Here is a 20129-nt window from a genome sequence, read left to right as displayed (position 1 = left end):
CCCTTTGCTTTATAGAGATAGATATGGCCGATATGCCGGCAGACAACCACTATTGGGGAGGATTTCAACCATGAACAAGAAGAGTGTACGTGACGTAGCAGAACTGGCAGGCAAGCGTGTATTCGTCCGCGTTGACTTCAACGTGCCGCTGGAAGACGGCAAAATCACGGATGACAAGCGTATCCGCGAGACGCTTCCAACGATTAACTATTTGATCGAAAAAGGCGCAAAAGTCATTCTGGCGAGCCACCTGGGCCGTCCGAACGGACAAGTTGTTGAAGAGCTTCGCCATACAGCATCCGCTGTGCGCCTGTCGGAACTGCTGGGCAAGCCGGTAGCGAAAGCGAACGAAGCCATCGGAGAGGCAGTAGAAGCTCAAGTAGCCGCTATGGAGAACGGCGATGTGCTTCTGCTTGAAAACGTGCGTTTCTACCCGGGCGAAGAGAGCAACGATCCAGAGCTTGCGAAAGCTTTTGCCAAGCTGGCTGACCTGTTCGTTAACGACGCTTTCGGCGCCGCTCACCGCGCTCATGCTTCCACAGAAGGCATCGCTCACATTCTGCCAGCCGTATCCGGCCTGCTGATGGAGAGAGAGCTTGAAGTGCTTGGCAAAGCGCTGAACAACCCAGAGCGTCCGTTCACGGCGATCGTAGGCGGTTCGAAGGTTAAAGACAAAATCGCAGTTATCGACAAAATGCTGGAGATCGCAGACAACATCATCATCGGCGGCGGTCTGTCCTATACATTCTTCAAAGCGCAAGGCCATGAAATCGGCAAATCCCTGGTGGACAACAGCAAGCTGGACCTGGCGCTTGAGTTCATCGAAAAAGCGAAAAAGCTGGGCAAAAACTTCTACATTCCAGTAGATATTGTTGTAACTGACGACTTCAGCGCTGACGCAAACACGCAAATCGTAGACGTTGACGGCATTCCTGCTGAGTGGGAAGGCATCGACATCGGTCCTAAGACGCGTGAACTTTATGCAGACGTGATCAAAAACTCCAAGCTGGTTGTATGGAACGGACCAATGGGCGTATTCGAGATCGAGCCATTCTCCCATGGCACGCGCGCAGTAGCGCAAGCGACTGCTGAGACTTCGGCTTACACGGTTATCGGCGGCGGCGACTCTGCAGCAGCGGCTGAGAAATTCGGCCTGGCTGACCAAATGGACTTCATCTCCACTGGCGGCGGCGCTTCCCTGGAATTCATGGAAGGCAAAGTCCTTCCAGGCGTAGTGGCACTGAACGACAAGTAAATGAATCTTTACGATAGAATAACGGGAGGTCATCCTATGAGCAGAACACCGATTATCGCAGGCAACTGGAAAATGTTCAAAACTGTATCCGAAGCGACGGCATTCTTCGCGGAAGTGAAGGGCAAAGCGGAAGTCGCTGGCGTAGAGAGCGTAATCTGCGCGCCATTCACTGCGCTTCCGGCGCTGGTCGAAGCGGCAAAAGGCACAACGATCGCAATCGGCGCACAAAACGTTCACTTCGAAGACAATGGCGCTTTCACAGGCGAGATCAGCGGCCTTATGCTGAAGGATCTGGGTGTGAAGTACGTTATCATCGGTCACTCTGAGCGCCGCGCTTACTTCGCGGAGAGCGACGAAATCGTGAACAAGAAGACGGTTGCGGCATTCAAGCATGGCTTGACGCCAATCGTATGCGTAGGAGAGAAGCTGGAAGAACGCGAATCCGGCGCAACCAAAGAAGTATGCAAAGTACAGACGGAAGCTGCATTCCAAGGCCTGTCGGCTGAGCAAGCGGCTGAAGTGGTTGTCGCTTACGAGCCAATCTGGGCGATCGGCACCGGCAAGTCCTCCACTTCCGAGGATGCGCAGGACGTAATCGGCTACATCCGCGGCGTAATCGCTGGCCTGTATGACGAGGCGGTAGCGGCGAAGGTTCGCATCCAATACGGCGGCAGCGTGAAGCCGAACAACGTATCGGAGTACCTGGGCCAAGCGGATATCGACGGCGCGCTGGTAGGCGGAGCGAGCCTTGAGCCTGCTTCCTATATCGCTCTGATCGAGGGGGCCAAGTAATATGGCCTCCCGCAAACCGGTAGCACTGATTATTATGGACGGATTCGGTCTTCGCGACGATGTAACGGGCAATGCGGTTGCACAAGCGAACAAGCCGAACTACGACCGTTACATGGCGCAATACCCTCACACGACGCTGACAGCATGCGGCGAAGCTGTAGGCTTGCCGGAAGGCCAGATGGGCAACTCCGAAGTGGGCCATCTGAACATCGGCGCAGGCCGCATCGTGTATCAGGATCTGACTCGCATCAGCAAGTCGATCCGTGATGGCGAGTTTTTTGAGAACGAGACGCTGCTGGGAGCTGTCAATCATGTGAAGTCGAGAGGCAAGAAGCTTCATCTGTATGGACTGTTGTCCGACGGGGGCGTTCACAGCCACATCGCTCACTTGTTCGCGCTGCTGGAGCTGGCGAAGAAGGAAGGCTTGACGGATGTTTACATCCACGCGTTCCTCGACGGCCGCGACGTATCGCCGGATAGCGCGAAGGGCTATGTCGAGCAGCTTCAAGCGAAGATCGAAGAGCTTGGCGTAGGCCGCATTGCTACGGTCCAAGGCCGCTACTATGCAATGGACCGCGACAAGCGCTGGGAGCGTACAGAGAAGTCCTACCGCGCAATGGTGTACGGCGAAGGACCTCAATACGTTGACCCTGTGCAGGCGGTAGTTGAATCGTACGAGAAATCCGTATATGATGAATTCGTTATGCCGACGGTAATCGTAGGCGCAGACGGCAAGCCGGTAGGTCTGGTGGAGTCCGAAGATGCGGTTGTATTCTTCAACTTCCGTCCTGACCGCGCCATTCAGCTGTCGCAAGTGTTCACGAACGATGACTTCCGCGGTTTCGATCGCGGCGCGAACCATCCGGTAGGCCTGCATTTCGTCTGCCTGACGCTGTTCAGCGAGACGGTAGGCGGCTATGTTGCTTACTCGCCGAAGAATCTCGACAACACGCTGGGCGAAGTGCTTGCGCAGAACGGCAAGACACAGCTTCGTACAGCGGAGACGGAGAAATACCCGCATGTTACGTTCTTCTTCAGCGGCGGCCGCGACAAGGAGCTTCCAGGCGAGACGCGCGTGCTGATCAATTCGCCGAAGGTTGCAACCTATGACCTTCAGCCTGAGATGAGCGCGTATGAGCTGGCAGAGTCCACCGTACGCGAGATTGAAGCGGATAAGCATGACGCGATCATCCTGAACTTCGCCAATCCGGATATGGTTGGCCACTCCGGCATGCTGGAGCCGACGATCAAAGCGGTAGAAGCGACGGACGAGTGCCTGGGCAAAGTCGTGGAAGCGGTGCTTGCCAAAGGCGGCGTCTGCATCATTACAGCGGACCACGGCAACGCGGATATGGTATTCGACGAGAATGGCCGTCCGCATACGGCGCATACGACGAATCCGGTGCCTTTGATTGTAACGAGAGAAGGCGCAGCGCTGCGCGATGGCGGCATCCTGGCGGATATCGCGCCGACGATGCTGGACCTGCTTGGTCTGGCGAAGCCGGCTGAGATGACAGGCTCGACATTGCTTGGCCAATAATAGTAGACTAGTGGAATGAAGCAGTATTGATTTTGCGAACTATAGAAAAGGAGTGTTCATTCAAATGTCCATTATCGTTGACGTATATGCACGCGAAGTGCTGGATTCCCGCGGGAATCCAACTGTAGAAGTAGAAGTAGCTCTTGAGTCCGGCGGCAAAGGCCGCGCTATCGTTCCATCCGGCGCGTCCACTGGCGCATACGAGGCGGTAGAGCTTCGTGACGGCGACAAATCCCGTTACCTGGGCAAAGGCGTTGTTAAAGCTGTAGAGAACGTAAACACGATTATCGCTCCTGAGATCATCGGCCTTGACGCTCTTGATCAAGTAGCGATCGACCGCAAAATGATCCAGCTTGACGGCACGCCTAACAAAGCTAAGCTGGGCGCTAACGCAATCCTGGCTGTATCCATGGCTGTTGCCCGCGCAGCGGCTGACGCTCTGGATGTTCCTTTGTACACATACCTGGGCGGCTTCAACGCCAAAACTCTGCCAGTTCCGATGATGAACATCATCAACGGCGGCGAGCATGCGGACAACAACATCGACGTTCAAGAGTTCATGGTATTGCCAGTTGGCGCTTCCGACTTCAAAGAAGCTCTTCGCATCGGCGCAGAGATCTTCCACAACCTGAAAGCAGTCCTGCATGACAAAGGCCTGAACACAGCAGTTGGCGACGAAGGCGGCTTCGCTCCTAACCTTGGCTCCAACGAAGAAGCGATCACTACAATCATCTCGGCAATCGAGCGCGCAGGCTACAAGCCAGGCGTTGACGTATTCCTGGGCATGGATGTTGCTTCCACTGAGTTCTTCAAAGACGGCAAATACGTACTGGCTGGCGAAGGCAAATCCTTCACGCCTGCTGAGTTCGTAGACCTGCTTGCTTCGTGGGTTGAGAAGTATCCGATCGTATCGATCGAAGACGGCTGCTCCGAAGACGATTGGGATGGCTGGAAGCTTCTTACCGAGAAGCTGGGCAACAAAGTTCAATTGGTTGGCGACGACCTGTTCGTAACCAACACAGAGCGTCTGTCCGACGGCATCGAGAAAGGCGTGGGCAACTCCATTCTGGTTAAAGTTAACCAAATCGGTACGCTTACTGAAACATTCGACGCGATCGAGATGGCGAAACGCGCTGGTTACACAGCGGTTATCTCTCACCGTTCCGGCGAGAGCGAAGACAGCACAATCGCTGACATCGCTGTTGCAACGAACGCTGGACAAATCAAAACAGGCGCGCCTTCCCGTACGGACCGCGTAGCGAAGTACAACCAATTGCTTCGTATCGAGGACCAACTGGGCTCCACAGCTCAATATGGCGGCAAAGCTGCATTCTACAACTTGAAAAACTTCAAATAATAACGGGCGGCTTGGCTGCTTGTAAAATAAAAAGAGGGCCTGTCCTTTCGGGGATAGGCTCTCTTTTTGCTTGTTAACGGCGGATGTAAGGATGTGGTCTTTATTAAAGCAAATTGCTCCTGCAGCTACCTCTCTTCGTTCCCTTCGGCATGATTCGCAATTGGGTTCATAGAATCGATATTGTGCCGTGTAATGCCCGCCACATATCCTGGGCCGAGCAGGGTAAGCTGGGCCAGGATTAGCGCCATCTCCTTGGGCGGAGTCCGAAGGCCGCTGTCGAGCCAGCTCTGGATAACGCCAAGATGGGCGGAGCTGACGTAAGCGGTCAAGTAGTCCACAGGAACGAGCAGCTCGCCTCCCACGATATTCAGAATAGGCAATGCCCGCTGCCGGATTACTTCCTTCAGCTTCTTCTGAAAGGACGGATCGCCCTTCGACCCAAGAACGACCCGCATGAAGTCCGCATTGTCTTGCATAATATCGAACAGCTTCTCCACGAACGGAAGCAGAATCCATTTGTCGGGGCTGCTTTTGTACGTTTTGGCGACCGTCAGGAAACTGGTTGCCGCCATATTGGAAATCTCCTCTATCAGTTCATTTGCGCTTTGCTCCAGCAAATCAAATTTATCCTTATAGTGAATATAGAAGGTGCCGCGGTTGATGTCGGCCCGTTCAGTCAAGTCCTTAACTGTCACCCCGTCGAAGCCTTTCTCTTCCATCAGTTCTGTCAGCGCGTCCCGTATGGCTCGTTTGGTGCGTACAACCCTTCTGTCTGGACCCTGTTCTTTACCCGTCATTGAATCCCTCCTGAACAGATTTCACAATCATGTTGATTATGCGTCAGACTCGCCGTTATTGACCATTGTAATTCGAATTGCCCTCATTATAATAAACAACGTGGGTATTAATCAACACAGTGTCCATTATGGGTAGCTGCTCATAAACTGAAGGGAGTTGGAAGAATGAAGGTGCTGAACAATAAGCTTCTGTTGGTGTCGCCGGTCATAGCGCTGCTTGCCGTCTTTATATTTTCGCTTGTCATCTATCCGTCGGCTACGATGAAGCCTGCTAATCTGCCAATTGCAGTGGTGAACTTGGATGCAGGGATTAAGCTTCCTGATGGAACAGAACTGAAGCTGGGTGAACAGTTACTGGGGCAGATCAGCCAGGCAACAGCTGCTGCCGGGACGAATGGGGGCGCTTTGCCCGTGAAGTGGGTTCCTGTCGGCAGCGAAGCAGAAGCGAGGGAAGGCTTGAATGAGCAGAGCTACTATGGAGCACTGGTCATTCCTGCAGACTTCAGCGCGAAGCAAGCCTCGCTTCGATCGCCGGAACCCCAGCAAGCGCAAGTCGAGGCATGGGTGAACCAAGGCATGAATGCAACGGCAGCAAGTGTAGTCACTGGGATGATAAACGGCATGTTAGCGAACATGAATGGTATGATTAGCTCACAGCTTGTTATGGAGCTGGAAGCGAAAGGCGCGACGCTCACGCCGCGTCAGGCGGCCACCATCGCCGCTCCTATTCTAGGCAAAATAACGAATGTGAATGAAACGGGAGCAAGTCCGTCCAGAGGCAACGCGCCGGTGTCGCTCTTCCAGCCGATCTGGATGGCGAGTATAGCCGGAGCTGCAATCAGTACGTTAGTTATCGGCAAATTCAACTCAGGAGCATCGAGACGAGAGAAGGGAATGGCGCGAATCTCGCAAGTGGCCATCGGCATTATCCTTGCAGTCCTATCAGGGTTCGGGATGGCGTGGCTGGCCGAGCTTCTGCTGGATTTGGATGTTCCAAGCGTGGCCGACATGGGCTGGTTCCTTGCGCTGGCGGTACTTGCCTTCTTCCTCATGATATCCGCTGTCCTTAGCTGGACGGGAATAAAAGGGATCGTCTTATTTGTACTGCTCCTGTTCTTCGGAGCGCCGCTGCTGGCATTGCCCGTTGAATTCATGAACGGATTTTATCGGGATTGGGTTCATTCGTGGCTGCCGATGCGGTTCATGGTGGATGGTGTGCGCGAGCTGTTCTTTTTCGGGCAAGGCCTCCATTGGAGCGGCCCTGCAGCCATATTGGCGGCTATCGCAGGGGGAAGCTTAATCGTGCTGCTGCTCTCTGTATTCAAGCCGTCCAAGGTATAGGCAAGGTTATGAAAGGAAGGCCTCCTTTGGGGGTCTTCCTTTTTGTTTGGTTATGAGGTAGGCTCGAATAAAAGAAATGGGGCAAGGGGGCATGGATGATGTTGATCGAAGTGATTGCCATTCGGACTGAGGATGTGGAAGCCGCTGCCGAGGGAGGCGCGGACCGGATTGAGCTGGTAACCGGAATTGCGGAGGGCGGACTTACTCCAAGCATTGGCTTGGTAGAAGGGGCCGTTAATGCTTCCACGCTGCCTGTGCAAGTGATGGTCAGGCCGCATAGCCAGTCCTTCTGCTTTAGTGATTCGGATATGAACATTATGCTTCGGGATATTGAAGCGATTAAGGAGACGGGAGCCGCCGGCATTGTCATTGGAATGCTGACGCCTGCAGGCGAACTGGATCGAGATGCTTTGGAACGGGCGCTGCGTGCCGCGGAAGGGCTGGATGTGACATTCCACCGCGCGTTCGACGAGATTGGGGATCAGATGGAGGCGTTGCGGCAATTGGCTGATTACCCGTCTATAAGCCGCATCCTGACGGCAGGAGGCTTAAAGCCCGCGCCACAGTCCACAGAGCGCATCAGATTGCTCCGGGAGGAAGGGGACAGGCTTGGCATTTCCATACTCGGCGGGTACGGACTTCATGCCGGCAATATCGAAGGATTTGTCAGCAAGACGGGTGTCCATGAGATTCATATCGGTTCTGGGGCAAGGCGGAACGGCAGCTTTATGGAGGTGCTGCTGCCTTCGCATATAACGGAGATTAGGCGCTTGCTGCACGAGCGCCCATAACTATCGGAAGTCGTGGTGTCAGTCTGTATTGTCCATAGCAAGTATTCTCTATGTCTTCATTGCGCATAATGTACGAGAGATCCACTCGGAGATGCGGACGGTGGAACAGAGGAGGCTATATGGGCAAGCCTATTGCAGGAATACAGATGTATGCGCTGCGGGACGAAGCGGAGCGCGATATTTTGGGTACGCTTGAGAAGATAGCAGATATGGGCTATAAGGCCATTGAATCTATCGGCTACTTCAACTCGCCGCCGGAGCAGCTGAAGAAAAGGGCGGATGAGCTTGGCATCGACATACCGTCCATGCTTGTATCGCTCAATTTCAAGACGCTTGCGAAGCTGGACCGGGACTTCGCCAATGATATTGAATATGCCGCCGGAATTGGCGTGTCTTATATAACTGTGCCATGGGTTCCGATGCATGAGCAGCCGACGATAGAGGATATGCATTTTCTTGCCGATGTGCTTATTCGATGCGGGGAGCAGACGAAGGCGCTGGGCATGAAGCTGGCGCTTCACAATCATGATTATGAATTGAAGCTGGTAGACGGAAAGCCTGCATTCGACCGCCTGCTGGAGCTGGTGCCGGAGGAGCTGATGGCAGCGGAGCTGGATTTGGGCTGGATCTACATAGCGGGCTATAACCCGGCGGAATATTTGAAAAAGCATAAGGCTAGAACGCCGCTCGTCCATATACGCAATTTCAAAACCGGGCGCAAGGATACGGAGCTTGGAAAAGGCGTTATTGAAATGGAACAGCTTCTGCAGGAGATTGAGAAAACCGATGTGCAATATATGTTCGTGGAGCAGGAGGATTTCCTGACAAGTTCACTCGATAGCGCGAAGGCGAATATTCTTTATTTGAAAAAACTTGGCTATGCCTAGCAGACATATCCAGGCTCGTACTATTGTCAATCCTGTGCAGCTATGGTACAATAACGTTATGTGTTTTACGAGCGGCTACGCTGGAGGTGGATGGAATGGAAATTACATTGAAGATCCTGCTTGTATTATTCTCTATCGGATTGATCGCAGTCGTATTGCTGCAGAAGGGCAAGAGTGCTGGCTTGTCCGGTGCGATTAGCGGCGGCGCTGAGCATTTGTTCGGTAAGCAGAAGGCCCGCGGTTTGGACCTGTTCCTGCAGCGTCTGACAGTTGCGCTGGCAATCGGATTCTTCTTATTGTCGCTGATTGTCTCCTATTTTGTGCAAAAATAACATGAACTATCGAAAGGCGAGGAGCTTATTCCTCGTCTTTTTTTGATGTCTTTTTGATACCCAATAACAGGGAGCTTCGTAGAATAGAGGAAATGCTTGTGATCGTACCGGCAGCGCCGGTATTCGCGCAGATGTGATGGGAGTCGATAGTATGAGCCAGGAGTGGAGTATGGGAGATAAAGAGAACGCCTATGTGCTTCAAGCGGCCATTGCGAAGGCGGGATATGAAGCGGAGAAAGCGACAATTCGGGATATTCATCTGAAGGTTGCCCCAGGCGAGCTGGTGGGCTTGATCGGTCCGAACGGAGCGGGGAAAAGCACAACGGTGAAGACCATTATGGGATTGATGCCGAATGTAACGGGAAAAGTGGAAATCGGCGGCAGGCATAAACGGTATGCATATGTGCCGGAGCAGCCGGTGTACTATGAATATTTTACGCTATGGGAGCATCTGAGATTGGCTGCTTCTGTCTTTGGCATTACAGAGGCCCAGTTCGCGAGCAAAGCGGAACGGCTGCTAGAGCAGTTCCGGCTGACGGAAGAGAAGCATCATTATCCGATGTCCTTCTCGAAAGGCATGCAGCAGAAGCTGATGCTTATTATCGCATTCCTGCTGGAGCCCGATATCTATATTGTGGACGAGCCGTTCGTAGGCCTGGATCCGCGGGCGACAAGCGACTTCCTGAGTCTGTTGCAGGGGGAGCTTGATAGAGGCGCCGGTGTTCTCATGTCCACGCATGTGCTTGATACCGCAGAGCGGATATGCCGGAGCTTTGTCCTGATCAATCAAGGCTCGATTGTGGCGCAAGGGTCGTTGGATCAAGTCAGGCGAGATGCGGGATGCGCGGAGGATGCGACGTTGTCCCAGTGCTTCCTGGCGTTGACGTAAGGAGGAGATAAGCGATGATGACACCGTCAGGGCTGTTCTTCTTCCGGCTTAAGCGCAATATCAAGGAGCAGGCAAAGGCATGGAGCAGCGTTTTGGATTGGACGGTTTTGTTGTATATACTTGTACCGGCTATTCTCGTCTTCGGAGGGCTGTATCGTGAAATATGGCTGGAGACGCCGAAGTGGGCTGCAGGAGTTCCGTGGTTTTTACTCCTGTCGATTGTGCTGTTTCTTATTATGGCGTTCGGCGTGCGCATTCGGATTTTTGTCGATGAGGCAGACCGGTTGTTCCTGCTGCAGCAGTCCCGCTGGCTGAAGCAGCTGAAGCGTTACGGGATGATCTATTCCTTCTTGATGCAGGCGCTGGTTCTTGTGCCGCCGTTTCTTGTGGCGCTGCCCTTTCTTGTAGGGGTGGAGCAGGCCAAGCTTAAGGAGATTGGAGCAGCATATCTGTACTCGCTCCTATTCGCCATGCTGATGTCGATGACGATTCATATGCTGGCAGGAATGTTCCGGAAGTGGCGCCTGATCGTCATGGAAGCGATCGTTCTGTTGATTGGCGCGGCGGCATATGTATATCCGATCCTAACGCTGAAGCCGGAAGCGAGCATCTTTGGAGAAGCTTTGGCAGGTGCTGCTGTTCTGCTCATTATCGTGGTGATCGTATATCTCCGCAGGCCGATTCAATTCGAGACGGAAGTGAAAAACGAACGTTCGGCGCGATTGTCCTCCACAGAGCTCCTGATGAGCCAAGTGATCGAGCGCAAGCCGGTTATGAAGCTGAAGAAGCCGCTGTTTATGCGGCGGTCGGGCCGGCTGTTCAAAAAGTCCGATACCGGCACGATTATTGCCGAACTGCGCATTATTGCTTTCATAAGGTCATTATCGACGCTGCGAATCGGGCTTGGCTTTCTGTCGGTGACGACAGGGGCGTTGATTGCTGTGCCGGCCTCGGCGGGTTTTGCGCTCATCGGCGGATTCCTGTTCCTGATCGTGCCTTGGCTGCGTGCCCAGTGGGAGCAGTGGAGGAATGAGGAATTTGTCGGACAATTCCCATGGAATACGGCGGATATGTTCGCGGGACTTCGGATATCGCGGTTTTGGCTGCTGCTTCCGAATATGATGATTTGGTCGGCAGTCGCAGGGTTTAGGCTTTTGGGATTATGGGCAGTTCTGCCTTCGATGGTGGCATGTGTGCTTATTTGGCGGGTGGCGCATACGAGGGAATGGAGAAGGCCAGCGCTTAAAGCAGAGGCTTCAAATGCTGGCAGAGACTGAGATGGAAGCGGCTTTTCGTTTTATTTTGCAAATGGGGATGTGCCGCTGGCATTTCGTGTATACTACATGGTATATGATAATCTATCAACCGTTGCAAGAGCTTAGGGCTTAGCAGACGGTTCATGAGGAGAAGGGCCATTCATGATGGAACGCGAGCAAGAATTGCTAGATTTTATGAGAGAAACGGCGTATAAGCCGATGACGTACCAAGAGCTGGAGGGGCACTTCGGCATCGAGGGAGCAGCGGAATTCAAGGAATTCCTGCAGCTGCTCAATAAATTGGAGGAAGAGGGCAAGATTATTCGCACACGGAACGAGCGTTATGGCGTACCGGAACGGATGAACTTGCTGCGCGGGAAGCTGCAGGCTCATGCGAAGGGCTTTGCATTCCTGCTGCCGGATGAGAAGGATCACCCCGACGTCTACATTCATGCGAACGATCTGAAAAGCGCGATGAACGGGGATATCGTCCTCGTGCGCATTACGTCCAAGAGCGAAGGCGGCGGACGGATGGAGGGCGAGGTTGTCCGCATTGTCCAGCGAGCTGTGACGCAGATTGTCGGCACCTTCGAGAATCATGAGGTGTACGGCTTCGTCATTCCTGACGACAAGCGGATCAACCGGGATATCTTCATTCCGAAGGGCGGCTTCCAAGGCGCGGTGACCGGACAGAAAGTCGTTGTTCGCATCGTCTCTTATCCGGAGGGACGCAGCGCGGCAGAGGGCGAGATATTGGAGATTCTGGGCCATAAGAATGACCCGGGGGTCGATATTCTCTCCATTATCCGCAAGCATCAGCTGCCCGAGGGTTTCCCTGATGAGGTTATGGCGGAAGCGGAGGCTGCGCCGGATACCATTACGGAAGAGGAGATCAAGGAGCAGGGCCGCCGCGATCTGCGGGAAGAGGTTATCGTAACGATCGATGGCGAGGATGCGAAGGATCTCGATGATGCGGTGCATGTGAAGCTGCTGGAGAACGGCAACTTCCTGCTTGGCGTCCATATAGCCGACGTCGGCTACTATGTGCGGGAGAAGTCTGCGCTTGATCAAGAGGCGTTCCGCAGAGGCTGCAGCGTTTATTTGACCGATCGCGTCATTCCGATGCTGCCGCACCGGCTGTCGAACGGAATCTGCTCGCTGAATCCGCAGGTTGACCGCCTGACGCTGTCTTGCGAGATGGAATTCGACGCGAAGACGCTGAAGCGGGTTCGCCATGATGTCTTCACAAGCGTAATCCGCACGAAGGAGCGCATGACCTATACGAATGTACGGCGCATCCTGACCGCGACGGAAGAAGAGCCGGAGACGGAGCTGAAGGAGCGTTATGCCGATCTGCTGCCGATGTTCGCGCTAATGGAGAAGCTGGCGATGCGCCTTCGCTCCAAGCGGATGAAGCGCGGCGCGATCGACTTCGACTTCCAGGAGTCGAAGATAATTGTGGACGAGAACGGCAAGGCTGTCGATATCGTGAAACGCGAGCGTTCCGTTGCGGAGCAGATCATCGAAGAGTTCATGCTTGTGGCGAACGAGACGGTAGCGGAGCACTTCCACTGGCTGCGCGTGCCGTTCCTGTACCGGATTCACGAGGATCCGGATCAGGAGAAGCTGCTTACGTTCATGCAGTTCGCGGCGAACTTCGGTTATGTCGTGAAGGGCGGCAAAGGCAACAACTCTGTTCATCCGCGCGCGCTGCAAACTTTGCTTGAAGAGATTCAAGGCACGAAGGAATCGACCGTCATCTCGACAATGATGCTGCGGTCGATGAAGCAGGCGAAGTACGATGCGGAGAGCCTGGGCCACTTTGGCCTTGCTGCGGAGTTCTATTCGCACTTCACATCGCCGATCAGACGTTATCCTGACCTCGTCATTCATCGCGTCATTCGTGAAGTGATTGAAGGAGGCGGAGCGCTGACAGAGGCGCGCCATGAAGCGCTGACGGCACGAATGCCGGATATTGCCCAGCATTCCTCCGAGCGGGAGCGTGCGGCGGTCGATGCGGAGAGAGATACGGATAAGCTGAAGAAATGCGAATACATGCTGGATAAGGTCGGCGAGGAGTTCGACGGCATTATTAGCAGCGTCACGAACTTCGGCATGTTCATCGAGCTGGAGAATACAGTCGAGGGCCTGATTCGCCTCAGCGATCTGACGGATGACTATTACCACTTCCACGAGCTTCATATGGTACTGATTGGCGAGCGCACATCCAAGGTGTACCGGATCGGCGACGAAGTGAAGATTCGTGTGGCGCGCGTCGATATGGATGAATATAATATTGACTTCGAGATGGTCGATATGAAGCCGCGCGGCAGCTTCAAAGGCGTCGCAGACGCCGGCTTCGGCGCAGGCCGCAAACGCGGCGGCTATGGCAAGCGCGAAGGCGGTCGACCAGGAGGCAGAGATGCTTCCGGCGGAGGCCGCGGTGGATTTGGCGGCGGCAAGGGCGGTCGAGGCAAAGGCGGAGCAGCACAGGCAGGTGCGAGTGCGGGCGAGAAAAACCGCTCAGGAGCATCCCCTCAACCTGCCGGCAAAGGCCGGTTCAAACGCGGCGGCAAGGACGGTGCTGCGCCTGCTGCGGCTAATAACGGCAGCAATCCGTGGGGCAAAGAGGGCGGCGTTGTAGACGACGGAGATTGGATTGAGGCAAGAGCCGCTGAGCTTGAGGCCGATGGCAAGCCGCGCATCGATATGTGGGGATTGCCGATTCGCGAGGGCGGCGAAGTACGGAAGGATGGCCGCGGCAAGAGCGGACGTCCTGGGAACAGAAACGGCGGAGGCTCTGGTACCGGCGACAAAGGCAAGAAGAAGGGCAAAGGCGGCGGAAGCCGGAAGAATGCGACGACAAGCGGTGTGTTCAATGGCGGCGAAGCGGGCGCATCCGCTCCGCAAGCTGGAGAAGCCAAGAAAAAGAAGCGCAAGAAAAAAGGCGACTTGAATAGCTCCACAGCGGCTTTCGTAAGGAAGAAGCGGAAGTAGCCCAAGGATTGTCAGGGCTGGGATTAGACAGTTTACAGTAAAACTGCTCTAATCCCATAAGCCCATTCAAAGCATGCGCTTACATTGTCCAGGAATGAAAGTGCTCCCAACTGGACATAATGGGAAAATATATTTAAGCTTGTCGCTTGCTTTTTGGCGGCAAGGATAGTATACTCAAGGCAATCGGATGAGATGAACCTGAATTCACATATTGAAAAGGGTGTCATTAGAGTCATGAAACCCTTTTCAATGTGTGAATTTTTTGTTTAAAGAACAAATAGGCGCATATTAATTTAATTTTTTGGAGGTAATTCCACATGCAACAAGGTACAGTTAAATGGTTCAACGCTGAGAAAGGTTTCGGCTTCATCGAAGTTGAAGGCGGAAACGACGTATTCGTACACTTCTCCGCAATCGTTGGCGAAGGCTTCAAAACTCTTGAAGAAGGCCAACGCGTTGAGTTCAACGTTGTTCAAGGCAACCGCGGACCACAAGCTGAAAACGTAGTTAAGCTGTAATAGCTTAATTTCGGAGAGACCGCTTCGACCACGTGTCGGGCGGTCTTTTGCTTAAGCGGGAGATGCCATAAGCGCTTCGAAACGTTCGATATCGATTCAACAGGTGAAGATCGGTTTAAAGGAAAGAGTACCCTTTGCGGCTGTTGATTTTGGCATCTAAAGTTGCTACAATGAACCAACAGAGACGCTGGTCTTGAAGAAGAAACGAGGTGAATTAGCATGGGCGCCAAGAAGAATGACGGCAAGCAGCTCGCCCAGAACAAGAAGGCCTCCCATGACTATTTCATTGAGGAGACCTTCGAGGCGGGCATGGTCCTGATGGGGACGGAGATTAAGTCGCTGCGCAATGGCAGGGCGAATATAAGCGATGCGTTCGCGACGATTCGCAATGGCGAGATCTTCATTCACAACATGCATATCAGCCCATTCGAACAGGGCAACATTCACAACCCGACAGATCCGACGCGTGCGAGGAAGCTGCTGATGCATAAGGCGCAGATTCACAAGCTGCTGGGATTGTCGAAGCAGGAAGGCTACGCCATCGTGCCGCTGAAGATCTACGTGCGCAACGGCTACGCCAAGCTGCTGATCGGGCTGGGCAAAGGCAAGAAGCAATACGACAAGCGCGATACCGCAGCCAAGCGGGATGCGCAGCGCGATATCCAGCGCGCGCTTCGGGAGAAGCAGAAGGTGGCTAGATAGCCCGTTCTTCCCATGGATGGAACGGCCAACGCTGCCAGCAACAATCTCGGGCAAATGCAGGATGTTCGTGGTATACTAGGTATACGGCAACGGTGGGTTGCCAGTCGGTATGAGAGCAATCGAGCTCAGCCGGATTCAGATGTACATGACTTGACTTGTGCAGTCCAGTGCATCGCCTTAGGTCCAGAGGTCCCGTTAAGCTAGACGTTGATGCTCGGCAAGAGCATAAGCAGCGTTTATGCCCATTATTCGGGGGCGTTTATGGATTCGACGGGGATTGGACGAGCGCGAGCCAGCGGGTAGCAGGGAGTCGTCTGCTTCATCAACGCTAAAGCCAATTAAATGGCAAACAACAAACAAACTACGCTGTAGCAGCTTAATAACCTGCTCACGTGCTCTCGCTCTGTATCGCCCATGTACCGGGATGAGGGCCCAACTTTAGTGGGATACGCTGTCACATCTCCGCCTGGGGTGTGCTGAAGAAGATAATCAGGCTGACCTAAAGAGTACCGCGTTGCAGGGGGCCTCCTTAGGTGACATCAAAACTGCAGCTACACCCGTAGAAAGCCGCGTGGCGTGATCTTCGGACAGGGGTTCAAATCCCCTCGCCTCCACTTAAATACAGAATATTTTCATTCTGTCGTTAAGTGGATGCAAGGGCGGACTCTCTGGCTTGAAAGATGAAAAGAGCTATCTTAGATGTTATAAGATAGCTCTTTTTATTTATCCTGTTTTTAACTCCGTTATTCTCCGCTTCCCATCTTCTTTAACAATAACGATGTTTGCATTAGTTCCTTTTGAGTTGAAGCCCCTAACGCTTCACACCTTCGTCTAACATAAGGTCATTTTGATTATCTCAAACCTTGGTGTGGGAATTAGAAGTCCGTTTTTTATTTTTTTGCAGCGAGGTGAACCTTTTGAGTTGCTCGAGACTCTTAGTAATAGAGGTGAAGACATGGATGTAGTTAATGCAGTTAAGAAAGCCCAAAAGGGGGACAAGGAAGCCTTACTTCAATTGATATTAGCAGAAAAAGAAGCATATTATCGGCTAGCTTATTCCTACATGAGGAATGAAGCGGATGCCATGGATGTCTTAGAGGAAATGATCGTGAAGCTTTATGAGCGGATCGGCCAATTGAAGAAAGAAGAGTCCTTTTACTCCTGGAGCAAGACCATTCTGGTCAATCAATGCAAACGCTTGTTGAAAAGAAACAATAGGGTAATTCCATTAGGAGACAAGCCAGATGTGAATAATGGGCACATCGGCTCTACCGGAATATCCGTGTACCGGCAAGTGGAAGAGCAGATGGATCTGCAAGCGTTACTAACCCATCTGAACACTGACCAACGCGAAGCCATTCAACTCAAATATTATCATGATCTGGATTATGGTTCGATTGCTGCGATGACCCGCGTTTCGACGGGAACGGTCAAATCAAGAATTTATCAAGGGCTTCAGAAGCTGAGAGCGTTATACGGGAGGAATACAGATGAACAACATTGAAGATCGGTTGTTGGAAGAGAGAGTGCGCTTAAGTGAACTTTCTGTCCCTGAAGAGCTGGAAGCAAGATTAATAAAGGCGTTAAACACCGCAATCCCTAGAAGAAAAACGAAATGGAATGTGATAAGAAGTTGGGCAATCGCGGCAGCTATCCTCGCGTTTATGCTAGTTGCGGGCAACCAATACCATGTGTTAGCCTATTACGGCAAGATGTTGCTCGGCTTTGAGAAAGCCGTATACAACACTCTTAGTGAGCTAGACAAACAGGGGAAGGGACAGGCTCTTAACGAGCGGTTCCAGCTTGTAGACGGTACTATGCTTACCATCAACGGCCTTATGTCGGATGAAAATCAGTTTATCTTGTACTATACTTTGAGCAACCCGAATGGACTTCGGAGTTACGATGGTTTTGATCCTATTGGGATTACTGGCTTTCAAACGGATTCCGATTTTATACTAAGTGGAGCAACAACTGGGCCAACCGGTGGGGTTACCGAGACCAAAGGATACGTGGCTTTCAATGCGGTTAGCCCGCTTGCCAAGAAATTAACGCTTTCGTATTGGTATAAGCTGCCGGAAAGTGATCAACGACGGGTAGGACAAGTTACATTCCCTTACCGACCGGATGAAGCGCTGCCTACCAAGATCAAACAATCCGTAAATGTTACCTTAAATGACCAAACGATAACCATCGGCACGATCACCGCAACGCCAACAATGACTATAATTAAAGGCACTCTTGATTTGGAAAATGATCAGCTGAAACAAGCAGTACTGAAGGGAATAGAACTGATCGCTAATGGAGATTCGGTATATATGACCGGCAAATCATGGCAGTGGACGACCGGAGCTTTTTCAATGGAGTACGAGGCCCTACCGGAAGATCTTCAATCCCTGCAACTTATCCTAAAGAAAACTGGTGAAACTGTGCAGATACCGGTTAAATAAAAATTAAAAAGCGAGCTCCCTTGTAGAGTAAGGGAGTGCTCGCTTTTTTATTGCAATACCTACTTTCAACGCACTTGTAATACGTAGGCTGATCATGTTAATAATTTTTTTTGTATATATGGAGAAGCCAGAGGGGGCGAATCCGGGTTCAGTCCGCGCAGAGGGAGCGAATGATGCTTCGAAGAGCTGCTTCGCGTACGAGCGCGGCATTGGCTATGGTTGTCGTCGACGAGTTGACCTTCGTTAGCAGTTAAGATTGAGATTCTGAGGTTATGGATTTTTGCTTATGCGACAAATAGGCTTAGGATTAGCGCTACAAATAATCTATGACAGAATCAACCGGTTTATCAGACGTGATGTCTATAACTGCTTGATATAAATTTGGAGGATACTCGGCGATTCTGTGGCATAAATACAAATACCACTCATGGCCATAGGTTAGATAGATGCGAACGGGATAGCCTGCTTTTTTGAGCTTGCTGCTCAAATCCGGCCGAATCCCATATAACATTTCGAATTCTACCTCCGGCTTCTGGGCCCATCCCCGATTGATCACCTCATTTACGATGCGCTCATCATGGGTAGCTATGGATACGCGGTGCCCCTTATCGATGGATTGCTCCAAGAGATGTAAATAGCGCTCATTTAGAGCGTCTGAACGTGAAATAGCCAGTTGTTCCGGCTCTTGATATGCTCCCTTCACAAGGCGTAATCGTCTAGGACTAGCCTGTAAGTCATTCATGTACTGAGTTGTGCGGTGTAGCTGCGCCTGCAATGTGATGCCGATATTCGGATAGATGGCTGCCGCACGCTCATAGATCGCAAGGATCGCATCCGCCTTGGCGGATTCCTCCATACTTATATATAATTCGATACCAGTCCGCTGGGTCTGTTCCGCCAAGGCTGCCAACTGTTTGAATGCCAATGCGTCGTCTACCGTTAGTCCGATGTGGGAAAGGTCAAACGATACGCGAGCCGCTATTCCGCGCTCATTCAGATTCTGAATGAGCTGCTTCATTTCCAGTGCCGCCGCTTCGCAAGACTGGAGATCTGTCGCATTTTCTCCAATGTATTCTAAGGAAACCGCATAACCCTTATTAATCAGCATCCGCCCAGCTTGAAGACCGGCTGCTCGATCATCGCCCGTCACATACTTTGCCGCAGCGCGTTGCAGCATATGGTAGATGGACGGCGTCTGCTCGACATAAGCCTTTAAATCTACTCGCCGGGCAATGGATTTCATGGTTTCTGTAAATTGCTTTTCTAAATCATCTTTTGTCACCATATAGTAGTCCTCCTCTTATCCTCTCATCTCAGTGTACAATCGAGACAGCAGAAGAGTATTGTATAAAATTGCTCTATTCTATATGGATATCGCGTAAGTTTGAGGTGTCGCGCCTACTATTTTGGCAAAAACTTTCGTAAAATGACTTTGATCATAGAAGCCGGTGTCAACGGCTATTTGGGCAATGGGCCGTCGTTTTTTCAGTTCAATCTTGGCATAATTGATGCGTAGCAGATTCTGATACGCATGGGGAGGCAAATGCGTGCTTTTCTTAAATAATCGTATGAGATGATAACGGCTGGCGCCGGTCTCTTGCTCCAACTTTTCAAGCGTGATCCGATCCTTGAAATGTGCATGAATATATTCCATAACTCGCTTGACGTACTTCTGCTCCAACGCGCCATACGGTTCATGCACAAGGTCGGAATCATGCTTAATTATGAGCATGTGCACGAGTTCGATTAACGAAGTTTCAATCTCCAGGGAAGATTCATTACGGGTAAGGGATTCCATAGTTTGATTGAATAGCTGACTGCAAGCTTTGTTCTTCCCGTCCTCTAGTAGAAAAGGAATTTGAAGCCTGTGGATATGAGGCAATTCAATTTGTTCTAACCATTCCGGTTTAATGAACAACATGTTGTATTTCCAATTGGCATTCGCAGCAGGCTGACAAGCATGGAGCATGTGCGGCGGAAAGTTGATCATTCTTCCCGATTCTACACGCCATAACAAGCCTTCGCACCACGCCTGCGTTTCACCTTCATCTATTAATCCGATTGAGAGTTCCTCATGAAAATGTTTCTGATACGCTAAGTCGCTTTTACGACATCGTTTTGCTTCCAAGAAAGGCAATGCCACGTCTCGATAAAATGTTACATCAGCCATGTATCTGTAACCCTCCAATGTGAATCAACACATCTATTTTATCACAGTCAATTTA

At 51.9% G+C, this 20129-nt stretch carries 18 protein-coding genes and 1 other RNA gene; 16 read left to right on the top strand and 3 right to left on the bottom strand.

Features of this window, described 5'->3' with window-relative positions; all coding sequences use genetic code 11:
- The first annotated feature begins 70 nt into the window (after positions 1-70).
- The 4 genes from D3P09_RS13200 (at position 71) to eno (ending at position 4944) form a co-directional block, all read left to right on the top strand.
- Complete coding sequence (locus D3P09_RS13200; protein ID WP_120110466.1) at positions 71-1255, top strand: phosphoglycerate kinase; 1185 nt, start codon at positions 71-73, stop codon at positions 1253-1255.
- A 36-nt stretch (positions 1256-1291) separates the two neighbouring features.
- A complete protein-coding gene (gene tpiA, locus D3P09_RS13195; RefSeq protein ID WP_120110464.1) occupies positions 1292-2047 on the top strand; it encodes a triose-phosphate isomerase in 756 nt (251 codons plus the stop codon).
- Position 2048: 1 nt separating this feature from the next.
- Complete coding sequence (gpmI, locus tag D3P09_RS13190) at positions 2049-3587, top strand: 2,3-bisphosphoglycerate-independent phosphoglycerate mutase (RefSeq protein WP_120110462.1); 1539 nt, start codon at positions 2049-2051, stop codon at positions 3585-3587.
- A 64-nt stretch (positions 3588-3651) separates the two neighbouring features.
- The gene (gene eno / locus D3P09_RS13185; protein WP_120110459.1) at positions 3652-4944 is read left to right on the top strand and encodes a phosphopyruvate hydratase; all 1293 of its coding nucleotides are present in this window, start codon (positions 3652-3654) and stop codon (positions 4942-4944) included.
- Between the two features lie 125 nt (positions 4945-5069).
- Here eno and D3P09_RS13180 read toward each other — a convergent pair whose 3' ends face one another.
- Positions 5070-5741, bottom strand: coding sequence for a TetR/AcrR family transcriptional regulator (locus tag D3P09_RS13180; protein WP_120110457.1), 672 nt, complete (start codon positions 5739-5741; stop codon positions 5070-5072).
- Positions 5742-5906: 165 nt separating this feature from the next.
- Here D3P09_RS13180 and D3P09_RS13175 point away from each other — a divergent pair, with 165 nt between their 5' ends.
- From D3P09_RS13175 to D3P09_RS13120, 12 genes are all read left to right on the top strand, one after another.
- Positions 5907-7082 (top strand): YhgE/Pip domain-containing protein, encoded by a 1176-nt coding sequence (locus D3P09_RS13175; protein ID WP_120110455.1) that lies wholly within the window; start codon positions 5907-5909, stop codon positions 7080-7082.
- 95 nt (positions 7083-7177) lie between these two features.
- On the top strand, positions 7178-7873 hold the full coding sequence (locus D3P09_RS13170; RefSeq protein ID WP_243644128.1) for a copper homeostasis protein CutC: 696 nt from the start codon (positions 7178-7180) through the stop codon (positions 7871-7873).
- Between the two features lie 119 nt (positions 7874-7992).
- Positions 7993-8760 carry a sugar phosphate isomerase/epimerase family protein gene (locus D3P09_RS13165; protein WP_165867423.1) on the top strand — a complete coding sequence of 256 codons (768 nt, stop codon included), beginning with the start codon at positions 7993-7995 and terminating at the stop codon, positions 8758-8760.
- 95 nt (positions 8761-8855) lie between these two features.
- Complete coding sequence (gene secG / locus D3P09_RS13160) at positions 8856-9092, top strand: preprotein translocase subunit SecG (protein WP_119803882.1); 237 nt, start codon at positions 8856-8858, stop codon at positions 9090-9092.
- 151 nt (positions 9093-9243) lie between these two features.
- A complete protein-coding gene (locus D3P09_RS13155) occupies positions 9244-9981 on the top strand; it encodes an ABC transporter ATP-binding protein (RefSeq protein ID WP_243644127.1) in 738 nt (245 codons plus the stop codon).
- A 14-nt stretch (positions 9982-9995) separates the two neighbouring features.
- A complete protein-coding gene (locus tag D3P09_RS13150; protein ID WP_120110445.1) occupies positions 9996-11258 on the top strand; it encodes an ABC transporter permease in 1263 nt (420 codons plus the stop codon).
- 144 nt (positions 11259-11402) lie between these two features.
- A complete protein-coding gene (rnr, locus tag D3P09_RS13145; protein WP_120110839.1) occupies positions 11403-14234 on the top strand; it encodes a ribonuclease R in 2832 nt (943 codons plus the stop codon).
- Positions 14235-14551: 317 nt separating this feature from the next.
- Positions 14552-14752, top strand: coding sequence for a cold-shock protein (locus tag D3P09_RS13140; RefSeq protein ID WP_012772186.1), 201 nt, complete (start codon positions 14552-14554; stop codon positions 14750-14752).
- 219 nt (positions 14753-14971) lie between these two features.
- A complete protein-coding gene (gene smpB, locus D3P09_RS13135; protein ID WP_119803876.1) occupies positions 14972-15454 on the top strand; it encodes an SsrA-binding protein SmpB in 483 nt (160 codons plus the stop codon).
- Positions 15455-15705: 251 nt separating this feature from the next.
- Positions 15706-16071, top strand: a transfer-messenger RNA (tmRNA) gene (gene ssrA / locus D3P09_RS13130).
- Between the two features lie 338 nt (positions 16072-16409).
- A complete protein-coding gene (locus tag D3P09_RS13125; protein WP_120110442.1) occupies positions 16410-16958 on the top strand; it encodes an RNA polymerase sigma factor in 549 nt (182 codons plus the stop codon).
- A complete protein-coding gene (locus tag D3P09_RS13120) occupies positions 16945-17904 on the top strand; it encodes a DUF4179 domain-containing protein (protein ID WP_120110440.1) in 960 nt (319 codons plus the stop codon). Before D3P09_RS13125 ends, D3P09_RS13120 begins: the two co-directional genes overlap by 14 nt.
- 313 nt (positions 17905-18217) lie before the next feature.
- Here D3P09_RS13120 and D3P09_RS13115 read toward each other — a convergent pair whose 3' ends face one another.
- Positions 18218-19189 carry a proline dehydrogenase family protein gene (locus D3P09_RS13115; RefSeq protein WP_120110438.1) on the bottom strand — a complete coding sequence of 324 codons (972 nt, stop codon included), beginning with the start codon at positions 19187-19189 and terminating at the stop codon, positions 18218-18220.
- Positions 19190-19267: 78 nt separating this feature from the next.
- On the bottom strand, positions 19268-20074 hold the full coding sequence (locus D3P09_RS13110; RefSeq protein ID WP_120110436.1) for an AraC family transcriptional regulator: 807 nt from the start codon (positions 20072-20074) through the stop codon (positions 19268-19270).
- Positions 20075-20129: the final 55 nt, after the last annotated feature.

The sequence above is a fragment of the Paenibacillus pinisoli genome, assembly GCF_003605435.1.
Lineage (GTDB): Bacteria > Bacillota > Bacilli > Paenibacillales > Paenibacillaceae > Pristimantibacillus > Pristimantibacillus pinisoli.
This window is presented reverse-complemented; position numbering and strand designations above follow the sequence as displayed.